The organism is Chromobacterium subtsugae, assembly GCF_035919665.1.
Classification (GTDB): Bacteria; Pseudomonadota; Gammaproteobacteria; order Burkholderiales; family Chromobacteriaceae; genus Chromobacterium; species Chromobacterium subtsugae.
On the sequence record NZ_CP142381.1, the window covers coordinates 2,816,186 to 2,832,781 of the forward strand.

The following is a 16,596-nucleotide window of genomic DNA, read 5'->3' on the forward strand; positions in this document are numbered from 1 at the left end:
GACGCTCAGCTCCTCTACGAGTTTGGCCTACACCTTCAGTCTATCAAACCCTTGCCGGTACCGTTTGACACAGATTAGCTTCCTTTGACATAAAGGCCATATCCGCCACACAGCCCACCTCCGCAGGATCCCGCCATGGCCCGCATCCAGATAGAACTGCCGCCCCGCTTCATTTTCGACACCGCGCTGGAAGTCCGCATCGGCGACATCAACTACGCCGGACATCTTGGCAACGACGCGCTGCTCAAACTGGCCCAGGAAGCCAGGCTGCGCCTGTTCAAACAGCTAGGCTACGCCAGCGAGCTGGCGGTGGAGGGAGCCGGCATCGTCATCGCCGACGTCGCCGCCTGCTACCGCGCCGAGGCCTTCCACGGCGACCGGCTGCGCTTCCGCATCGGCGTCGCGGATATCGGCCGCCACGGCCTCGACCTCATTTATCAAGCAGTCGATGACAACACTGGCAAAGAAGTGGCAAGATTGAAGACAGGTATCGTCTTTTTCGACTACCAGGCACGCAAAGTCGCCCCCATGCCGGAAGCGTTTTCCGGCAAGCTCAGCCAATAGAAAAAAGGAATGGCGCCATGAGAAACTACCCGCCCAACAGCCCAGAGGCGCTGGCCAGACTCCTGGCCATGTTCATGATCACCGACGGCAATATGGACCCGCGCGAGCTTGAGCTGCTGGAAAAGCTGCATGTCTACCACCTGATCAACCTGCCGCGCAAACAGTTCGCCCAGGTATTGCGCGACTTCTGCGACGATGTGTCGGACGAAGCCGGCGACGATGGCGCGATCCGCCTGCTGGACCGCGAAAGAATCGACAACCTGCTGTCCGAAGTCAGCGACCACCGCAAGCGCATCCTGACCTGCGTGCTGGCCATGGACATCAGCAAGTCGGACGGCACCATCAGCGACAGCGAAATGGCGCTGCTCAGCTACATGATGAAAAGCTGGAGCATCTCTCTCGACGATCTCGAGCGCGAATTCGCCCGCTGAGCCCAAAAATGGAAGCAGCCGCGGCGCACAGTCCCCGCGGCTGCTTTTTGCATTCCACCACCCAAGATACCGAAACCGACAATGAACACGCGCTTCACCGGCACCGAACGCTATATCGCCACCGACGATCTGATGATGGCCGTCAATGCCTCCATCGCCCTGCAACGCCCGCTGTTGATCAAGGGCGAACCCGGCACCGGCAAGACCATGCTGGCCGAAGAGGTCGCCGCCAGCCTGGGCCGGGAGCTGATCGTCTGGCCGATCAAATCCACCACCAAGGCCCAGCACGGCCTGTACGAATACGACGCGGTGTCGCGGCTGCGCGACTCCCAGCTGGGCGGCGACAAAGTGCACGACATCGCCAACTACATCGTCAAGGGCAAGCTGTGGCAAGCCTTCGAGGCCGAACAGGCGCCGGTGCTGCTGATAGACGAGATAGACAAGGCCGACATCGAGTTTCCCAACGACCTGCTGCGCGAACTGGACCAGATGGAATTCTTCGTCCATGAAACCCAGCAGTTCGTGCGCGCGCGCCAGCGTCCCATCATCATCATCACCTCCAACAACGAGAAAGAGCTGCCGGACGCCTTCCTGCGCCGCTGCTTCTTCCATTACATCCGCTTCCCCGACGCCGACACCATGCAGTCCATCATCGACGTGCACTTCCCCGACATCCGCCAGCAGTTGGTCAAGCAGGCGCTGGAAGTGTTCTTCTCCATCCGCGAGCTGCCGGGCCTGAAGAAAAAGCCCACCACCTCCGAACTGCTGGACTGGCTGAAGCTGCTGTGCGGCGAAAACATCGGCGCCGACGAGCTGGAAAACCGCCATGCGCGCAACGCCCCGCCGCCGCTGGCCGGCGCGCTGCTGAAAAACGAACAGGATCTGCAGCTGTTCGAGCGCCTGATGCAGATGGCCCGACGCCGCAACTGACATGGACGACCCGATCCGGCATTTCATCGACCAGCTGGCGATAGCCGGGCGCAGCGCCCACACGCTGTCCGCCTACCGGGCCGACCTGAATCTGCTGGCCGCCATGCTGCGGCCGGCGCCGCTGGCCGCCGCCGGCGTCAACGAATTGAAGCGGGCGCTGGCCAAGCTGCACGCCCAGGGCCTGGGCAGCCGCACCCTGGCGCGCCGGCTGTCGTCGTGGCGGCAGTTCTATCACTGGCTGCAGCAAAACGGCCTGCGCGACGACAATCCCGCCGCCAGCCTGCACGCGCCCAAACGCGACCGCCTGCTGCCCAAGGCCCTGCCGGTGGACAGCGCCGCCGCACTGCTGGACCGCATCGACGGCGACGACGCGCTGGAAGTGCGCGACCGCGCCATTTTCGAGTTGATCTATAGTTGCGGACTGCGCCTATCTGAAGCGGTGGCGCTGAATCTGGACGACGTCGACTTCGCCGACCATCTGCTGCGCGTGCGCGGCAAGGGCAACAAGACGCGGCTGACGCCGATAGGCGCCGAAGCGGCCAGCTGGCTGAACAAGTGGCTGGCGCAAAGGGTGGCGCAAGATGGCGAAAGCGCGCTATTCACCGCCCGCCACGGGCGGCGATTGGGCGGACGGCAGATCGAAAACCGCCTGCGCGACTGGGCGATCAAGACCGGCGCCAATCAGCACGTGCACCCGCACATGCTGCGCCACTCCTTCGCCTCGCACATGTTGCAGTCGTCGGGCGACCTGCGCGCGGTGCAGGAACTGCTGGGCCACGCCAACCTGTCCAGCACCCAGATCTACACCGCGCTGGACTTCCAGCACCTGGCCAAGGTCTACGACAACGCCCACCCCAGGGCCCGCAAAAAAGCGCAGCCCGACGACGACTGAGCGCCGACGGCGTCAACGTTCGGCGTCGTCCGCGCCGCTTTTGTGGACATCGCGAAACAACAGCATGTGGCGCACCCGCTCCGCCTTATCGTCATCGAAACCCAGCCGCGCCACCCGCTCCGCCGGATTGCTCCAGGTGCCGAACAGCAAGTCCCAAACCGGCAGGCCGTAGTTTTGGGCATGGTGGCCGTAGGCATGGTGCACGGTGTGCATTTCGGGCCGCTGGAACAGATATCCCAGCCAACGCGGCGTTTTCAGGTCGCTGTGCAGGAACAGATCGAACACGCTGGTGAAGAATAGCGCCCAGGCGGCTGCCGCTGGCGTCGCGCCCAGCACCAGATAGCTGGAAAACGCGCTGATCAGCACCGCCGCCGCGGAATCCAGCGGATGGGCGTAGAGCGCGGTCAACGCCTCCACCCGCTTCGGGCTGTGATGCAGCTGGTGAAACACCCGCCACAGCCAGTCGGAAGCGTGCGTCGCCCGGTGCCACCAATAGAAGACGAAACTGGTCAGCAGGAAACTGGCCGCGCCGACTGCGATGTCCGGCCAGCCGCGCGCCGCCGGGATCAGCGAAACTTCACGGATCAAGCCGGCGAAAAGAAAACCGACAGCCAGCGTCACCGCCGCCGTGGCCGCGCCCAGAATCGACGCCAACGCCAGCCAGCGCCGGTCGCAGGCATTGCGGGAGGCCGGAGCGATCACCTCGCGGGTGAAGATGCCGACGAACAACAAGGCTATCGCCGGAAATGCGTAAAACTCCATTCGCTACCCATATGCAAAATCCTGAATCGGACCGGCAGGCTGCCGCGCCCGCCCAGCTCCCCGCCGTCACGCCAGATGGACATGGCTGCGGACACGCTTTTCCAGCTGCGACAGGGCCTCGCATACTGCCTGCCGCCTGACCGCCTCGCGATCGCCGGCGAACAGGCAGCGCCAGGCCTCGGTCTGCCCGCCAGGATGGGCGATCGCGAACCAGACCAGGCCCACCGGCTTTTCCGGCGAGCCGCCGCCCGGCCCGGCGATGCCGGACACCGCCACCGCCCAGTCCGAATCCGCCAGCGTCTGGCCGCCCTGCGCCATCTCCCGCACCACCGTTTCGCTGACCGCGCCATGGTCGATCAGCGACACCGCCTGCACGCCTAGCAATTGCTGCTTGGCCTGGTTGCCGTAGCTGACGATGCCGTGGCTGAACCAGGCGGAGCTGCCGGGCACATCGGTCAGCGCCGCGGCGATCAAGCCGCCGGTGCACGACTCGGCGGTAGCCACGCTCTCGCCGCGCGCCGACAACAGCAGCCCCAGATCGACCGCCAACTGTTTGCTATCTGCCATGACGTTCCCTGAAATGTTTGACCAGCCCGTTGGTGGAGCTGTCATGCGACAGCTCGGCGGCTGCGCCCGACAACTCGGGCAAAATGCGCCGCGCCAGCTGCTTGCCGTACTCGACGCCCCATTGATCGAAGGAATTGATGCCCCAGATCACGCCCTGCACGAAGACCTTGTGCTCGTACAGCGCCATCAGCATGCCCATGCTGTACGGCGTCAGCCGGTCCAGCGCCAGCGTGTTGGACGGCTGGTTGCCGGGGAACAGCTTCTGCGGCAGCAGCATGTCCAGCTCTTCGCCGGACAAGTGGCTCAGTTCCTGCATCACTTCGGCTTCGGCCTTGCCGCGCATCAGCGCCTCGGTCTGCGCCAGGCAGTTAGCCACCAGCACCTCGTGCTGGTTGGCGACCGGATAGTGGCTGTTCAGCGGCAGGATGAAGTCGCACGGCACCAGGCGGGTGCCCTGATGCAGCAGCTGGAAGAAAGCGTGCTGGCTATTGGCGCCCTCCTCGCCCCAGATCACCGGCCCGGTGTCGAAATCCAGCGCCTCGCCGAAACGCCCCACCCGCTTGCCGTTGGACTCCATGTCCAGTTGCTGGATATGGGCCGGCAGGCTGCGCAGGCCGTGGTCGTAAGGCATGATGGCATGAGTATGGGCCTGGTAGAAAGTGTTGTACCAGATGCCTATCAGCGCCATCAGCACCGGCATGTTGGCGCAGAACGGCGCCTCGAAGAAGTGGCGGTCCATCGCGTGGCCGCCGTCCAGGAAGGCGCGGAAATTGTCGTAACCCACCGCCATCATCACCGGCAGGCCGATGGCGGACCACACCGAATAGCGCCCGCCCACCCAGTCCCAGAAGCCGAACATCTGCTGCGGATCGATGCCGAAGGCGCGCACCGCCGGCTCGTTGGTGGAAACCGCCACGAAATGGCGCGCGATGTCGGCCTCGCTGCCGGCCTGCAGAAACCAGGCCTTGGCCGCCTGGGCGTTGAGCAGCGTCTCCGGCGTGGTGAACGATTTGGAGGCGACGATGAACAGCGTGGAGGCGGGATCCAGCCGCGCCAGCGTGCGCGCCAGGTGCTGGCCGTCGACATTGGACACGAAATGCACATTGAGTTCGGCGTGCGCGTAGGCGGCCAAGCCCTCCTGCACCACCCGCGGCCCCAGGTCGGAACCGCCTATGCCCAGATTCACCACATCGCGCATCCGCTGGCCGGAAAACCCCAGCCAGGCGCCGTCGCGCACGCTGTCGCTGAAGCGGCGCAGCCTGTCCAGCACATCATGCACTTCTGCCGTCACGTTGCGGCCGTCCAGCTGCAATGCGGCGCCCGCCGGCAGCCGCAGCGCGGTGTGCAGCACCGCGCGGTCTTCGCTGACATTGATGCGCTCGCCCGCACGCATCCGCTCCATCCAGCCTTTCAGATCGGCTGCCTGCGCCAGATCGAACAGCAATTCCAGCGTGCGCTCGGTGATGCGGTTTTTCGAGTAGTCGAGCAGCAGTCCGTCCAACTCCAGCGAAAAGCGCTGGAAACGCTGAGGGTCGGTGTCGAACAGCTCCCGCATATGCATGTGGCGGGTGGCGCGCTGATGCTGGTGCAGCTTGGCCCAGATCGGCGTGGCGTTTATGTCGGCGTGGCGATGTGCGACCATGTTTTCTGCCAGTGGAATGATGAACTGGTGAACAAAAGGGCCGGCGTTACTCCGCGCCGGCCCCGCTGTCAGGCAATGCTGCCCCGCGCCTCAAAGCTTGAGGAAGTGCTCGCGGTAGTAGCGCATTTCCTCGATAGACTCGAGGATGTCCGCCAGCGCCTCGTGCTTGCCGCGCTTCACCACGCCCTTGGCCACCTCCGGCTTCCAGCGCTTGCACAGCTCCTTCAGCGTGGAAACATCCAGATTGCGGTAGTGGAAGTAGGCCTCCAGCTTGGGCATCCAGCGCGCCATGAAGCGGCGGTCCTGGTGGATGGTGTTGCCGCACATCGGGCTGCCGCGCTCCGGAACGTACTGCATCATGAACGCCAGCAGCACTTGTTCGGCCTCGGCTTCGTTGATAGCGGAGTTCTTGACCTTCTCGATCAGGCCGCTCTTGCCGTGGGTGTTCTTGTTCCAGTCGTCCATGCCATCCAGGATGGCGTCGCTCTGGTGCACCACCAGCACCGGCGACTCGGCCACCACGTTCAGATGGCTGTCGGTGACGATCATCGCCACTTCGATGATGCGGTCGGAGTCAGGATTCAGGCCCGTCATTTCCATGTCGAGCCAGATGAGGTTATTGGTATCTTGTGCCATACTAGTCAGTCTTTAGAAAACCCTGCCATTTTCCTTCATTGCCGCCTCCGCGGCAAACCCGATACCCGTACGGATACCCATGATAGAGGCATTCTCCCTACTCTTCGCCATCGCGCTGGCGGCCACGCTCAGCCTGAAGCTGTGGCTGGGCTGGCGCCACATCCGCCATGTCGGCGGCAACCGCCATGCCGTGCCCGCCGCCTTCCGCGACAATATCACGCTGGAGCAGCATAGGCACGCCGCCGACTACACCATCGCCAAAACACGGCTCGGCCTGCTGTCGGCCTGGGTGGACACCGCGCTGGCGGCCGCCTTCACTTTCGGCGGCGGCCTGCAGTGGCTGGCCCTCCACAGCCAGCAGTGGTTCGCCTCCCCGCTGCTGTCCGGCATGGCGCTGATCGTCTGCATGACCGTGCTCAGCAGCCTGATATCGCTGCCGCTCAGCCTGTACGGCACCTTCGGCGTCGAAGTGCGCTTCGGCTTCAACAAAATGACGCCGCGGCTTTACCTGCTGGACCAGCTGCGCGGCATCGGCATCTCCATCCTGATCGGCCTGCCGCTGCTGGCGGTAGTGCTGTGGCTGATGGACATCGCCGGGCCTGCATGGTGGCTGTGGGTGTGGCTGGTGCTGTGCCTGGTGCAGTTGCTGGGGCTGGTGCTGTACCCGATCCTGATCGCGCCGCTGTACAACAAGTTCTGGCCATTGGCGGACGAGGCGCTGAAGGCGAGGATAGACGCGCTGCTCGCCCGCACCGGCTTTCGCAGCAACGGCGTTTACGTGATGGACGGCTCGCGCCGCTCCAGCCACAGCAACGCCTATTTCACCGGCTTCGGCGCCGGCAAGCGCATCGTGTTCTACGACACATTGCTGGAAAAGCTGAGCCACGACGAGATCGAAGCGGTGCTGGCGCACGAGCTGGGCCACTACAAGCGCCGCCACATCGCCAAGCGCATCGCGGTGGCCTTCACGCTGTCGCTGCTGTTCCTGGCCCTGCTCGGCCAGTTGCTGCACGCGCCCTGGTTCTACGCCGGCCTCGGCGTCACCGCGCCCAGCACGGCGATGGCGCTGCTGCTGTTCATGATCGCCATTCCCGCCTTCACCTTCCCGCTGACGCCGCTGTCCAGCCGCTCGTCGCGCAAGCACGAATACGAGGCCGATGACTTCGCCGCCGGTGAAACCCGCGCCGCCGACCTGCAAAGCGCGCTGGTGAAGCTGTACCGCGACAACGGCGCCACGCTGACGCCCGACCCTATCCACTCCGCCTTCTACGATTCGCACCCGCCCGCCGCGCTGCGCATCCAACACCTGAAAGGAAGCCAATCATGAATCTGCTGGAACTGTCCTGCACCCCGCAACACGGCCAAAGCCCGCTGGCGGAAAACACCGTCAAGCAATTGCTGTCCGGCCTGCCGGACTGGCAAATCGACGGCATCGAGCTGAGCAAGACCTTCCGCTTCGCCGACTTCCACGACACCATGGCCTTCGTCAACGCGCTGGCCTGGATCGCCCATCGCGAAGACCATCATCCGGACATGTCGGTGCACTACAACCGCGCGGTGGTGAACTTCAGCACCCACGACGCCGGCGGCCTCACCCTCAACGACTTCATCTGCGCGGCCAAAGCCGAAGCCCTGATCAGCCGCCCATGACAGCCAGCACCGGACAGATCATACGCAGCCATGGCCGCCGTTTCATCGTCGAAGCCGACGGCCGCACCTACGATTGCACCACCCGCGGCAAGCGCGTCGACTTCGCCTGCGGCGATTTCGTCGACATCCTGATCCAGAACCAGGAGCAGGCGGTGATCGAGCGCTCGCGCGAGCGCAGCAGCCTGCTTTACCGCCAGGATGACTGGAAGGCCAAGGTGATCGCCGCCAACGTCAGCCGCATCCTGTTCGTCATCGCCGCCGTGCCCAGCCCCAACGAAGAGCTGCTGGGCCGCTGCCTGATCGCCGCCGAAGCCGGCGACATCGAACCCGTCATCGTGGTCAACAAGTGCGACCTGCCGGAAACGCCGGCGCTGCTGGCGAAATTGCAACTCTATGTAAAGCTTGGTTACCAACTGGTCACATTGTCGGCCAAGCAGGATTTCTCGCCGCTGCTGCCCTTGCTGCAAGGGCATACCAGCGTGCTGGTCGGGCAGTCTGGCATGGGCAAGTCCACACTCACCAACGCGCTGCTGCCGGACGCCAACGCGCGCATCGGCGACATCTCCATCGCGCTCGACTCAGGCCGCCACACCACCACCCACGCGGCGCTATACCACCTGGACGAAAGCAGTCACCTGATCGATTCGCCAGGCCTGCAAGAATTTGGCTTAAAGCACCTGCAAGCAGCGGATTTAATCCACTATTTCCCGGAGATGCGCCAGTATATTGGCCAGTGTCGTTTCCACAACTGCACGCATCGCGTAGAGCCGAATTGTGCGATCATGGCTGCAGCAGAAACAGGCGCCATTAGCCGGCATCGGCTGGACTTGCTGCAACGGCTGACTCAAGATCTAGCGCCGGTAAGATTGTAAATAAAAGAGCACACGCTCTTTATTTACTTTTTATGGCTGCCTACATATGCTGTAACAAAAGGGAATGAGCATTACGGAAGAATAAACTTAGGCAACGACAGAGGAGTCAGCATCATGACGAAAAGGATTGCGCTGGTCACCGGCGGCATGGGCGGCATTGGATCCGCCATTTGCAAAGCATTGGCAGAAGCCGGCCACATCGTAGTGACCACCTATAGCAAACCGGGCCGCGAGCAAGCCTGGCATGCCGACATGAAGGGCCTTGGCTTCAACGACATCCACAGCTACCAATGCGACGTCACCGACTTCGCCGCCTGCCAGGACATCGCCGCCCGCATCGCCAAGGACATCGGCCCGATCAGCATTCTGGTCAACAACGCCGGCATCACCCGCGACGCCAGCTTCAAGAAGCAGAGCAAAGACGATTGGGACGCGGTGATCCGCACCAATCTGGACTCGGTGTTCAACATGACCAAGCCGGTGCTGGACAGCATGCTGGAAGCGGGTTTCGGCCGCATCGTCAATATCTCGTCGATCAACGGCCAAAAGGGCCAGTTCGGCCAGACCAACTACTCCGCCGCCAAGGCCGGCATGCATGGCTTCACCATGGCGCTGGCGCAGGAAGTGGCGAAGAAGGGCGTGACGGTCAACACCATCTCCCCAGGCTACATCGCCACCGAAATGGTGATGGCGGTGCCGGAGGACGTGCGCAGCAAGATCGTCGCCCAGATTCCGGTGGGCCGGCTGGGCAAGCCGGAAGAAATCGCCGCGCTGGTCGGCTTCCTCTGCTCCGAAAACGCCGGCTTCATCACCGGCAGCAATATCGCCATGAATGGCGGCCAGCACATGATGTGACGCCGGCAGCGCCGGTCGAGAACAACGCCACCCTGGGTGGCGTTTTCTTTTTGCCAAAGCCGTGTATGCTGTCACATCCCACCCAACTGACAAGCAATACCCATGGCTGAACATCTGATCGTCGAAAACGGCGGCAAGGAAGAGAAATACCAGGCGCTGCTGCCGCAAGCCCACGCGCTCGTCGCCGGAGAAACCGACCTCGTCGCCGCGCTGGCCAACCTGTCCGCCGCGCTGGCGATGACTTTCGACTGGCTCTGGACCGGCTTCTACCTGGTCAAGGGCGAACAGCTGGTGCTGGGGCCATTCCAGGGCCCCATCGCCTGCACCCGCATCCCGCATGGCCGCGGCGTCTGCGGCAGCGCCTGGGCGCAGAACCGCACGCTGCTGGTCGACGACGTCGACGCCTTCCCCGGCCACATCGCCTGCTCGTCCAGCGCCCGCTCCGAAGTGGTGGTGCCCATTCGCGACGCCGCCGGCAAAGTCGTCGCGGTGCTGGACATCGACTCCGACCAGCTCGCCAGCTTTGACCAGACCGACGCCGATTACCTGGAGCGCATCGTCGCGCCGCTGGCGGCGCTGTTCCCTGCCTGAGCGCCGGACGCCTCCCGCCAACAAAAAAGCCCGCGCATGCGGGCTTTTTTTATCATCGCTCGAGCTTACTTCTGGATTTCCAGCAGTTCCACCTCGAAATACAGATCGGTATTCGGCGGGATCGCGCCCGGCGCGCCGCGGCTGCCGTAAGCGGTGGCCGCCGGGCAGAACAGCTTGGCCTTGCTGCCCACGGTGAGCGCGCTGACGCCCTGGGTCCAGCACGGAATCACGCGATTCAGCGGGAAGCTGATCGGGCCGCCGTTCTTGTAGGAGCTATCGAACTCCTTGCCGTCCTTGAAAGTGCCGCGGTAGTTCACCTTGACGGTGTCGCTGGCCTTGGGCGTCGCGCCCTTGCCGGCGGCGAGGATCTCGATCTTGACGCCGGACGGCAAGGTTTTGACGGCGGGCGCCGCCTGGACTGCCGCTGCGGCGCCCAGCAGGGCCAGCGCGGCGATGATGCGGAATCGGGACATGGTTTGTTTTCCGTGGATGTCGTAAAGCGAGGGCGGCGACAAGCCGCCCGCATGAGAAAATGCTCAGCGGTACTGGATGCTGCCGGATTCGGCCAGATCCTCCAGCAGGCGTTCCGCGCCGGCGCCGGGCATGGTGAACGGCTCCAGCGCCGGCAGCGGCGAATGGCGCAGGATCAGCGAGGCGTTCAGCTTGTCCAGCGCCACCTCAGCCATGCTCCAGTTGGCGAACTTGCGCTGCTCTATCTCGTGAAAAGACAGCAAGGTCAGCGAATGATGGCGGGGATCGCGCGCAAGCTTCAGGTACAAGCGGTTGACATGCGCCCTGCTGCCCTCAACAACCTGCATAAAAACATCCTTGCTGTAGCACAGCAGCCCGGTGATACCCAGAGCGGGATTGTATTTACGCGAGGCGCTCAAGATGTCGTCCACCAGCGCCTGGTCTATCAGTTGTTGCGCCCGGCTGCAATAGATCAGGCGAACCAGCATGGCCATGCTCCTTTCAGGGTTTGTGCATCAGGGACAGGAACTCGCGGCGCAGATCGGGGTTGGTGAGGAAAGAGCCGCGCATCACGCTATTGGTCATCTTGCTGTTGCTGTCCTTCACGCCACGCCAGTGCATGCAGAAGTGGTCGGCCTCCATCACGATGGCCAGACCGTCCGGCTGCAGCTTGCGCATCAACAATTCGGCGATCTGCGACACCGCCTCCTCCTGGATCTGCGGCCGGGTCATCACCCAGTCGATCAGACGCGCGTACTTGGACAAGCCGATCAAATTGGAATTTTCATTCGGCATCACGCCCACCCACACCCGGCCGATGATGGGGCACAGATGATGCGAGCAGGCGCTGCGCACCGTGATGGGGCCGACGATCATCAACTCATTGAGACGCTCGACATTGGGAAACTCGGTGCTGGACGGCATCGCCGCATAGCGGCCCCGGAAGACCTCGCGCACGAACATCTTGGCCACCCGCTTGGCCGTATCCCGCGTATTGTGGTCATTCTCGGTATCGATCACCAGGCTTTCCAGCACGCCCGCCAATTTGGCCTGCACTTCGTCCTGCAGGGCGTCCAGTTCGCCCTCCTCGATGAAGGCGGCGATATTGTCGTTGGCGTGGAAGCGCGCTCCCGCCTGTTTCAAGCGATAGCGTATTTTTTGGGAAACCGCTTCCTGCTGGTCATGCTTGTCGATTTTGCTCATTGTTTATTACTTGTTCGCAAGAAAATGGAAATCATTCCGGAATATACCGCAACTATGCGATGCAGGCATGGCGCTCCGCCCGCAAACGGGCGCTCCGCAAAGCCGTTTGCTGCGCCGATGGTAGAACAGGCCAGGGGATGATGCAAACAATCAGCCGGCCTGCGGCGCAGGTTCCGGCCAGAACAGCCAGCAAGACTGCCATGGACAAACGGAAAGCGCAATGCCATTAGAATGGCTGCCCCTCCTAAGCCACTGCATGTCGCGCGCCATCGACAATGCAAAAACGGCACCCAATCCCCTCAGGGAATGGATGCCGCCAACCAAGCGGAAAATCGCGCCTCAGCCCACCATCAGGCACACCTCGCGGGGAGGCAGCGCGATCTTGTTGTCCTTGCTGTACTGGTAGTCCTGAAACACGTGCTCGGCGCTCAACAGTTGATAGCTGCCGTCTTCCCGGCGGTGCGAGGTATCTTTCAGCCGGTAAGCGTAATGGCCGCAGGTCCAGCAATCGAAATTGCGCATATGGGTGCACAGACAGGTTTTTTCCCATACTGGCGCGCGCTTGGCGCCCGGCGCGGCCTCTTGTTGCGCCTTGTGATAGGCGTCGATGTAGGAGCAGCTGCCCTTGGCGTCCAGCAAATAACCATAGGCTTCGCAATTCGGCCGGATGCTGTCGCCGATGGCCGGGCAACTCTTGATCATCCGCATCGGATAGCCGGTGGGAGACAGCTGGTTGACCTCGATGTCTTCCTCGCTGGCCTTGAAATACTCCTGCTGCACCTTCTCCGGCAGGCCGCACTCGCGGCTGACCGTGAAGCGGGTGGCGACTTGCACCGCGCCGGCGCCCGCTTCCAGAAAAGCGGTGGCGTCGCTGCCGGTGAAGATGCCGCCAGCCGGGATCAGCGGAATATCGAGCTGCTCGGACCGCAGCCAGTCGCGGATTTCGCCGAAAATGCTGGCGAGATCGTATTGCGCCCAATCCATGCCGAAGCCCAAGTGGCCGCCAGCCAGCGGCCCCTCCACCACGACGTAGTCAGGCAGCCGGCCGCTGCGGCCGTTCTTCTTCAGAAACAGCTGCAAGGCGCGCAACGAAGACACGATGATGCCCAGCTTGGCGTCGCGGAAACGGGGGTGGTCTTCGATCAGGGCGAAAGAGCCCAAGTGCAGGCCCGCGGCCAGGGTGATGCCGTCGATGCCGGCGTCCAGCGCGGCCCGCATGCGCACCCGCAGCGTTTCCTTCGGCGCGTTCATCGTCAGCTTTTCCATGCAGTTGATGAACACCAGGCCGCCGCCCTCCTTGCGCTGCATGGTATTGCCCACATGCAGGCGGGTGGCTTCCTCCAGCAGGCCCAGGTCGAACTGCACCAGCGACTTGTCCGGGTTTTCGACGTTGAATTTGTAACGGGCCAGCTTGCTCTTGACGTATTTGGTATTGAAGCGGCGGTCGGTGACGGTGGGAACCATCGCATCGGAAATGTGGCCGACCCCACCCAGCCTGGCGGCTTCCAAAGCCAGGGTCGCGGTGGAAATGTCCACTCCCATGCCGCCTATCATGACGGGGACCAGCTCCTGCTTGCCCAGCCTTAGACGAAAATCATCAACACACTTCATTGTGACGGGTCTCTCCATAGTGCTGGGCGGCATTATCGCCCGGGGCATGGGGAAAATCCACAATTTTAGAGTTTTTGCTCATGCCGAGCCCAAACCGCCGGAATCAAGACTCCAGCGCGGCGGCGACCCGCAATTTCAGCTCCGGCAACAGCTCTTCTTCAAACCAGCGGTGACGGCTCAACCACAACCGATTGCGCGGACTGGGATGCGGCAGCGGCATGCGGCGCGGCAAATATTCGCGCCAGCCGGCAACCGTTTCCGTCAGCGTCGCCTTGCGGTCCGGCAGGTGATAGGCCTGGGCATAGGCCCCCACCGCCAGCACCAGCCTCACATCCGTCAACAGCGGCAGCAACTGCGGGTGCCATAACCGCCGGCATTCCGGCCGCGGCGGCAAATCGCCGTTCGCCCCCGTGCCCGGATAACAGAATCCCATCGGCACGATGGCGAAGCAGTCTTCATTGTAAAAAACCGCCTCGTCCACCCCCAGCCACTCGCGCAAGCGCCGCCCGCTGGCATCGTCCCAGGGGATGCCGCTCTGATGCACGCGGCTGCCCGGCGCCTGCCCCGCCAGCAGAATGCGCGAACGCGTCGAGGCGCGCAGCACCGGGCGCGGCGCATGCGGCAACGACGAGGCACAGGCTTGGCATTCGGCGATCTTGCCCAACAGCTCCGGCAGCGCCGTCATCGCATCGCCCTGCTAACGCCCAACCGGCTGCAGACCCGACAGCCAATCCGCCAGGCCGCCCGCCGCCATTCTGCCGTCGCGGTCGGTCTCCAGCAGCAGGCCGCTCGCGCCGGCGGCCAGCGCCGCGCGCGCCAGCACCTGCGCCAGCGCTTGCCCGCCGGCGGCGACCGGCGCCGCGATCACCGGCAGGTGCGTCTCCTGCCGCAGCCAGGCGATCTCGCCGACATCCATCCCCGGGCCGTCGCCTTCGCGGCCGCAATCGCACAGCACGATCTGGTGGTTGCCGCCGGCGGCGATGCGCTCGGCGGCCAGCAGCCAGCCGGCCGGCGATGTCCGATTGTCCCGCTGCAAGATGACAGGCTTGTTGATGCGGCCGATTTCGCGCAACAGCTCGATATTGCGCAAGCTGTCCGGCGCGATCAGCAGCGCGTCCAGTTGCAGCTCAAGATGCATGTCCAGCAGGCGCACATCGGACAGCTCCGCCGCAGCGGCCAGGCCAAAACTGCTGGAAACCTCGCGCAAGGCCTCCAGTTCGGCGACGCCGAAAGTCTGGTGCTGATAGGGATTGCCGTGACGGCGCGCGCCGCCGCCGAACATCAGCCCGCCGCCCGCCTCGCTGACGCTGCGCGCCACCGGCGCCAGCTCATCCAGCCCGCGGGCGGAGGCGCAACCGCCCAGCCAGGCGAAGCCGGCGTCGCCGAATTCGCAATGGCCGATGCGGATCGCGCTGCCCTCCGGCTGCGCCTCGCGCGAGACGATCCGGTATTCGCTGACCACCCGCAACGCGCGCTCCACGCCGGCCAGGTCTTCGAACATCGCCGGCTCCAACCCGCGCTCCTCGCCCACCGCGCCTATCACCGTGCGCTCCAAGCCGCGCGAAACATGGGCGCTCAAGCCGGCGGCGGCGATGCGCTCGGCCACCGCCTGGATATCCGCTTCCGCGGCCTTGCCGCTCATCACTATGATCATTCGGTTTCCCCTCTCGCGCCGCTCCGTCCCTCGGAACGCCGCGCATGCGTCCATTTGCCGGCCAGCCTGCGTACCAGCCGCGAGAATGCCGACGGCTGTCCGCGCCAACGCCTAACCCGGCGCAACGCCAGCCGGGCCCAACGCCACGGCAGCGAACTGCGCAGCCGCTCGAACGCCCAATCGCGGCAGGCATTGAACTTCCCGTACAGCCGGACGAACCACGCCACCTGCATCAAGGCCGGACGCGTCAGCGCGAACAAGCGCGCCACCAGCGCCGTCCCGCCCAGCTTGGCCAGCAGAATCACCCCCAGCCCCAACAGCGCGTGCCCCTGCTCGATCAGGAACAAAGCGCCCAGTTTCACCGGCAGCAGCGCCAGAGCCGGCAACAGGAACAGCGCCAGCGCCACGCGCGGCGAACGCGTGGCCACCCAGCGCTCCAGCCGCGTCAGCGGCGGCCACTTGGCCAGCCACGCCAGCCCCGCGGCAAGCTCGTCCCACGCATACTCTTCAAACGCGATGACGGCGGCCAGGAGCAGCACCAGCGGCCAGCTGGCCGCGCGGCGCAGGCGCTGCCAGACAGTCGCCCGATTGGCGGACGGAGAACGCATGGCCGGCATCAGGTTTTCGCCAGCTCCAGCCACTTGGCCACCGGTTGCGGGCGATAAGCCCGCATCCAGTCCAGAATGGCCGGCAGGCTGGCGTCGATGCGGAACAGATCGAGATTGCCCGGGGGCACGAAGCCCTCTTCCACCGCATGGCGCACCATGGCTTGCAGAGGCTGGAAGAAGCCTGCCGCATCCAACACTCCGACCGGTTTGTCATGCACCGACAGCTGCGCCCAGGTCAAAATCTCGAACAGCTCGTCGAAAGTGCCGAAACCGCCGGGCAAGGCGATGAAACCGTCGGACAACTGAGCCATCAGCGCCTTGCGCTGGTGCATGGTCTCGGTGACGTGCAACTCGCTCAGCCCCAGGTGGGCCACTTCCTTGGCCTTCAGAAATTCGGGGATCACTCCCACCACACGGCCGCCGGCCTCCAGCGCCGCGTCGGCAGCCACGCCCATCAGCCCCACCTTGCCGGCGCCGTAGACCAGCGTGACGCCCTGCTCGGCCAGCGTGCGGCCGAAAATCCGGGCGGCGGCCTCGTATTCGGGCTTGGCGCCCTTGTTGGAGCCGCAAAACAGACAGATCGCTTTTATCTCGCTCATCTCATGCATTCCCAAAAGAACAAGGGCCGGACAGTTCCGGCCCCGTTGGAGTCTTAAA

The 16,596-nt window shown here is 64.0% G+C and carries 21 protein-coding genes; 9 read left to right on the forward strand and 12 right to left on the reverse strand.

Annotated elements, in window-relative coordinates; genetic code table 11:
- Positions 1 to 135 precede the first annotated feature (135 nt).
- The 4 genes from U6115_RS13495 to xerC all read left to right on the forward strand — a co-directional run bounded on the left by U6115_RS13495 (position 136) and on the right by xerC (position 2,817).
- On the forward strand, positions 136 to 564 hold the full coding sequence (locus U6115_RS13495; RefSeq protein WP_043577328.1) for an acyl-CoA thioesterase: 429 nt from the start codon (positions 136 to 138) through the stop codon (positions 562 to 564).
- Positions 565 to 581: 17 nt separating this feature from the next.
- Positions 582 to 995, forward strand: coding sequence for a TerB family tellurite resistance protein (locus U6115_RS13500; protein WP_043577331.1), 414 nt, complete (start codon positions 582 to 584; stop codon positions 993 to 995).
- An 81-nt stretch (positions 996 to 1,076) separates the two neighbouring features.
- Positions 1,077 to 1,925, forward strand: coding sequence for an AAA family ATPase (locus tag U6115_RS13505; RefSeq protein ID WP_043577333.1), 849 nt, complete (start codon positions 1,077 to 1,079; stop codon positions 1,923 to 1,925).
- Between the two features lies 1 nt (position 1,926).
- Positions 1,927 to 2,817, forward strand: coding sequence for a tyrosine recombinase XerC (gene xerC, locus U6115_RS13510; protein WP_047236701.1), 891 nt, complete (start codon positions 1,927 to 1,929; stop codon positions 2,815 to 2,817).
- Positions 2,818 to 2,829: 12 nt separating this feature from the next.
- On the opposite strand, the gene U6115_RS13515 is transcribed toward xerC, so the two are convergent.
- The 4 genes from U6115_RS13515 to orn form a co-directional block, all read right to left on the reverse strand.
- Complete coding sequence (locus U6115_RS13515) at positions 2,830 to 3,579, reverse strand: sterol desaturase family protein (protein ID WP_043577335.1); 750 nt, start codon at positions 3,577 to 3,579, stop codon at positions 2,830 to 2,832.
- A gap of 66 nt (positions 3,580 to 3,645) precedes the next feature.
- Positions 3,646 to 4,146, reverse strand: a complete 501-nt coding sequence (locus U6115_RS13520) for a CinA family protein (RefSeq protein WP_043577338.1) — start codon at positions 4,144 to 4,146, stop codon at positions 3,646 to 3,648.
- Entirely contained in the window at positions 4,136 to 5,788 is a 1,653-nt protein-coding gene (pgi, locus tag U6115_RS13525; protein WP_043577341.1) for a glucose-6-phosphate isomerase, read from the reverse strand. Before pgi ends, U6115_RS13520 begins: the two co-directional genes overlap by 11 nt.
- Positions 5,789 to 5,878: 90 nt before the next feature.
- Positions 5,879 to 6,424, reverse strand: coding sequence for an oligoribonuclease (orn, locus tag U6115_RS13530; RefSeq protein ID WP_043577343.1), 546 nt, complete (start codon positions 6,422 to 6,424; stop codon positions 5,879 to 5,881).
- Between the two features lie 79 nt (positions 6,425 to 6,503).
- Here orn and U6115_RS13535 point away from each other — a divergent pair, with 79 nt between their 5' ends.
- The 5 genes from U6115_RS13535 (at position 6,504) to U6115_RS13555 (ending at position 10,392) form a co-directional block, all read left to right on the forward strand.
- Positions 6,504 to 7,751: a M48 family metallopeptidase gene (locus U6115_RS13535; protein ID WP_043577345.1), complete on the forward strand. Its 1,248-nt coding sequence runs from the start codon at positions 6,504 to 6,506 to the stop codon at positions 7,749 to 7,751.
- Complete coding sequence (locus U6115_RS13540; RefSeq protein WP_043577347.1) at positions 7,748 to 8,074, forward strand: 4a-hydroxytetrahydrobiopterin dehydratase; 327 nt, start codon at positions 7,748 to 7,750, stop codon at positions 8,072 to 8,074. Before U6115_RS13535 ends, U6115_RS13540 begins: the two co-directional genes overlap by 4 nt.
- Positions 8,071 to 8,946 carry a ribosome small subunit-dependent GTPase A gene (gene rsgA / locus U6115_RS13545; protein ID WP_043577349.1) on the forward strand — a complete coding sequence of 292 codons (876 nt, stop codon included), beginning with the start codon at positions 8,071 to 8,073 and terminating at the stop codon, positions 8,944 to 8,946. Before U6115_RS13540 ends, rsgA begins: the two co-directional genes overlap by 4 nt.
- Positions 8,947 to 9,060: 114 nt before the next feature.
- Positions 9,061 to 9,801 (forward strand): acetoacetyl-CoA reductase, encoded by a 741-nt coding sequence (gene phbB, locus U6115_RS13550; RefSeq protein ID WP_043577352.1) that lies wholly within the window; start codon positions 9,061 to 9,063, stop codon positions 9,799 to 9,801.
- 102 nt (positions 9,802 to 9,903) lie between these two features.
- A complete protein-coding gene (locus U6115_RS13555; protein WP_043577354.1) occupies positions 9,904 to 10,392 on the forward strand; it encodes a GAF domain-containing protein in 489 nt (162 codons plus the stop codon).
- 65 nt (positions 10,393 to 10,457) lie between these two features.
- On the opposite strand, the gene U6115_RS13560 is transcribed toward U6115_RS13555, so the two are convergent.
- The 8 genes from U6115_RS13560 to U6115_RS13595 all read right to left on the reverse strand — a co-directional run bounded on the left by U6115_RS13560 (position 10,458) and on the right by U6115_RS13595 (position 16,538).
- Complete coding sequence (locus tag U6115_RS13560; protein ID WP_043577357.1) at positions 10,458 to 10,865, reverse strand: FKBP-type peptidyl-prolyl cis-trans isomerase; 408 nt, start codon at positions 10,863 to 10,865, stop codon at positions 10,458 to 10,460.
- Between the two features lie 63 nt (positions 10,866 to 10,928).
- Positions 10,929 to 11,351, reverse strand: a complete 423-nt coding sequence (locus U6115_RS13565) for a BLUF domain-containing protein (protein WP_043577453.1) — start codon at positions 11,349 to 11,351, stop codon at positions 10,929 to 10,931.
- A 13-nt stretch (positions 11,352 to 11,364) separates the two neighbouring features.
- Positions 11,365 to 12,066, reverse strand: coding sequence for a GTP cyclohydrolase I (folE, locus tag U6115_RS13570; protein ID WP_043577359.1), 702 nt, complete (start codon positions 12,064 to 12,066; stop codon positions 11,365 to 11,367).
- Positions 12,067 to 12,405: 339 nt separating this feature from the next.
- Positions 12,406 to 13,677: a nitronate monooxygenase gene (locus U6115_RS13575; RefSeq protein WP_043577362.1), complete on the reverse strand. Its 1,272-nt coding sequence runs from the start codon at positions 13,675 to 13,677 to the stop codon at positions 12,406 to 12,408.
- 103 nt (positions 13,678 to 13,780) lie between these two features.
- Positions 13,781 to 14,362, reverse strand: a complete 582-nt coding sequence (locus U6115_RS13580) for a uracil-DNA glycosylase family protein (protein WP_043577364.1) — start codon at positions 14,360 to 14,362, stop codon at positions 13,781 to 13,783.
- Positions 14,363 to 14,374: 12 nt separating this feature from the next.
- The gene (locus U6115_RS13585; RefSeq protein ID WP_052258152.1) at positions 14,375 to 15,331 is read right to left on the reverse strand and encodes a hypothetical protein; all 957 of its coding nucleotides are present in this window, start codon (positions 15,329 to 15,331) and stop codon (positions 14,375 to 14,377) included.
- The gene (locus tag U6115_RS13590; protein WP_047236718.1) at positions 15,328 to 15,939 is read right to left on the reverse strand and encodes a hypothetical protein; all 612 of its coding nucleotides are present in this window, start codon (positions 15,937 to 15,939) and stop codon (positions 15,328 to 15,330) included. The genes U6115_RS13585 and U6115_RS13590 overlap by 4 nt, the downstream gene beginning before the upstream one ends.
- Before the next feature lie 8 nt (positions 15,940 to 15,947).
- Entirely contained in the window at positions 15,948 to 16,538 is a 591-nt protein-coding gene (locus tag U6115_RS13595) for an LOG family protein (RefSeq protein WP_043577366.1), read from the reverse strand.
- Positions 16,539 to 16,596 lie beyond the last annotated feature (58 nt).

Coding starts and splice junctions, on each gene's coding strand:
- U6115_RS13495 (WP_043577328.1), top strand. CDS start 136: ATGGCCCGCATCCAGATAGAACTGCCGCCCCGCTTCATTTTCGACACC.
- U6115_RS13500 (WP_043577331.1), top strand. CDS start 582: ATGAGAAACTACCCGCCCAACAGCCCAGAGGCGCTGGCCAGACTCCTG.
- U6115_RS13505 (WP_043577333.1), top strand. CDS start 1,077: ATGAACACGCGCTTCACCGGCACCGAACGCTATATCGCCACCGACGAT.
- xerC (WP_047236701.1), top strand. CDS start 1,927: ATGGACGACCCGATCCGGCATTTCATCGACCAGCTGGCGATAGCCGGG.
- U6115_RS13515 (WP_043577335.1), bottom strand. CDS start 3,579: ATGGAGTTTTACGCATTTCCGGCGATAGCCTTGTTGTTCGTCGGCATC.
- U6115_RS13520 (WP_043577338.1), bottom strand. CDS start 4,146: ATGGCAGATAGCAAACAGTTGGCGGTCGATCTGGGGCTGCTGTTGTCG.
- pgi (WP_043577341.1), bottom strand. CDS start 5,788: ATGGTCGCACATCGCCACGCCGACATAAACGCCACGCCGATCTGGGCC.
- orn (WP_043577343.1), bottom strand. CDS start 6,424: ATGGCACAAGATACCAATAACCTCATCTGGCTCGACATGGAAATGACG.
- U6115_RS13535 (WP_043577345.1), top strand. CDS start 6,504: ATGATAGAGGCATTCTCCCTACTCTTCGCCATCGCGCTGGCGGCCACG.
- U6115_RS13540 (WP_043577347.1), top strand. CDS start 7,748: ATGAATCTGCTGGAACTGTCCTGCACCCCGCAACACGGCCAAAGCCCG.
- rsgA (WP_043577349.1), top strand. CDS start 8,071: ATGACAGCCAGCACCGGACAGATCATACGCAGCCATGGCCGCCGTTTC.
- phbB (WP_043577352.1), top strand. CDS start 9,061: ATGACGAAAAGGATTGCGCTGGTCACCGGCGGCATGGGCGGCATTGGA.
- U6115_RS13555 (WP_043577354.1), top strand. CDS start 9,904: ATGGCTGAACATCTGATCGTCGAAAACGGCGGCAAGGAAGAGAAATAC.
- U6115_RS13560 (WP_043577357.1), bottom strand. CDS start 10,865: ATGTCCCGATTCCGCATCATCGCCGCGCTGGCCCTGCTGGGCGCCGCA.
- U6115_RS13565 (WP_043577453.1), bottom strand. CDS start 11,351: ATGCTGGTTCGCCTGATCTATTGCAGCCGGGCGCAACAACTGATAGAC.
- folE (WP_043577359.1), bottom strand. CDS start 12,066: ATGAGCAAAATCGACAAGCATGACCAGCAGGAAGCGGTTTCCCAAAAA.
- U6115_RS13575 (WP_043577362.1), bottom strand. CDS start 13,677: ATGAAGTGTGTTGATGATTTTCGTCTAAGGCTGGGCAAGCAGGAGCTG.
- U6115_RS13580 (WP_043577364.1), bottom strand. CDS start 14,362: ATGACGGCGCTGCCGGAGCTGTTGGGCAAGATCGCCGAATGCCAAGCC.
- U6115_RS13585 (WP_052258152.1), bottom strand. CDS start 15,331: ATGATCATAGTGATGAGCGGCAAGGCCGCGGAAGCGGATATCCAGGCG.
- U6115_RS13590 (WP_047236718.1), bottom strand. CDS start 15,939: ATGCGTTCTCCGTCCGCCAATCGGGCGACTGTCTGGCAGCGCCTGCGC.
- U6115_RS13595 (WP_043577366.1), bottom strand. CDS start 16,538: ATGAGCGAGATAAAAGCGATCTGTCTGTTTTGCGGCTCCAACAAGGGC.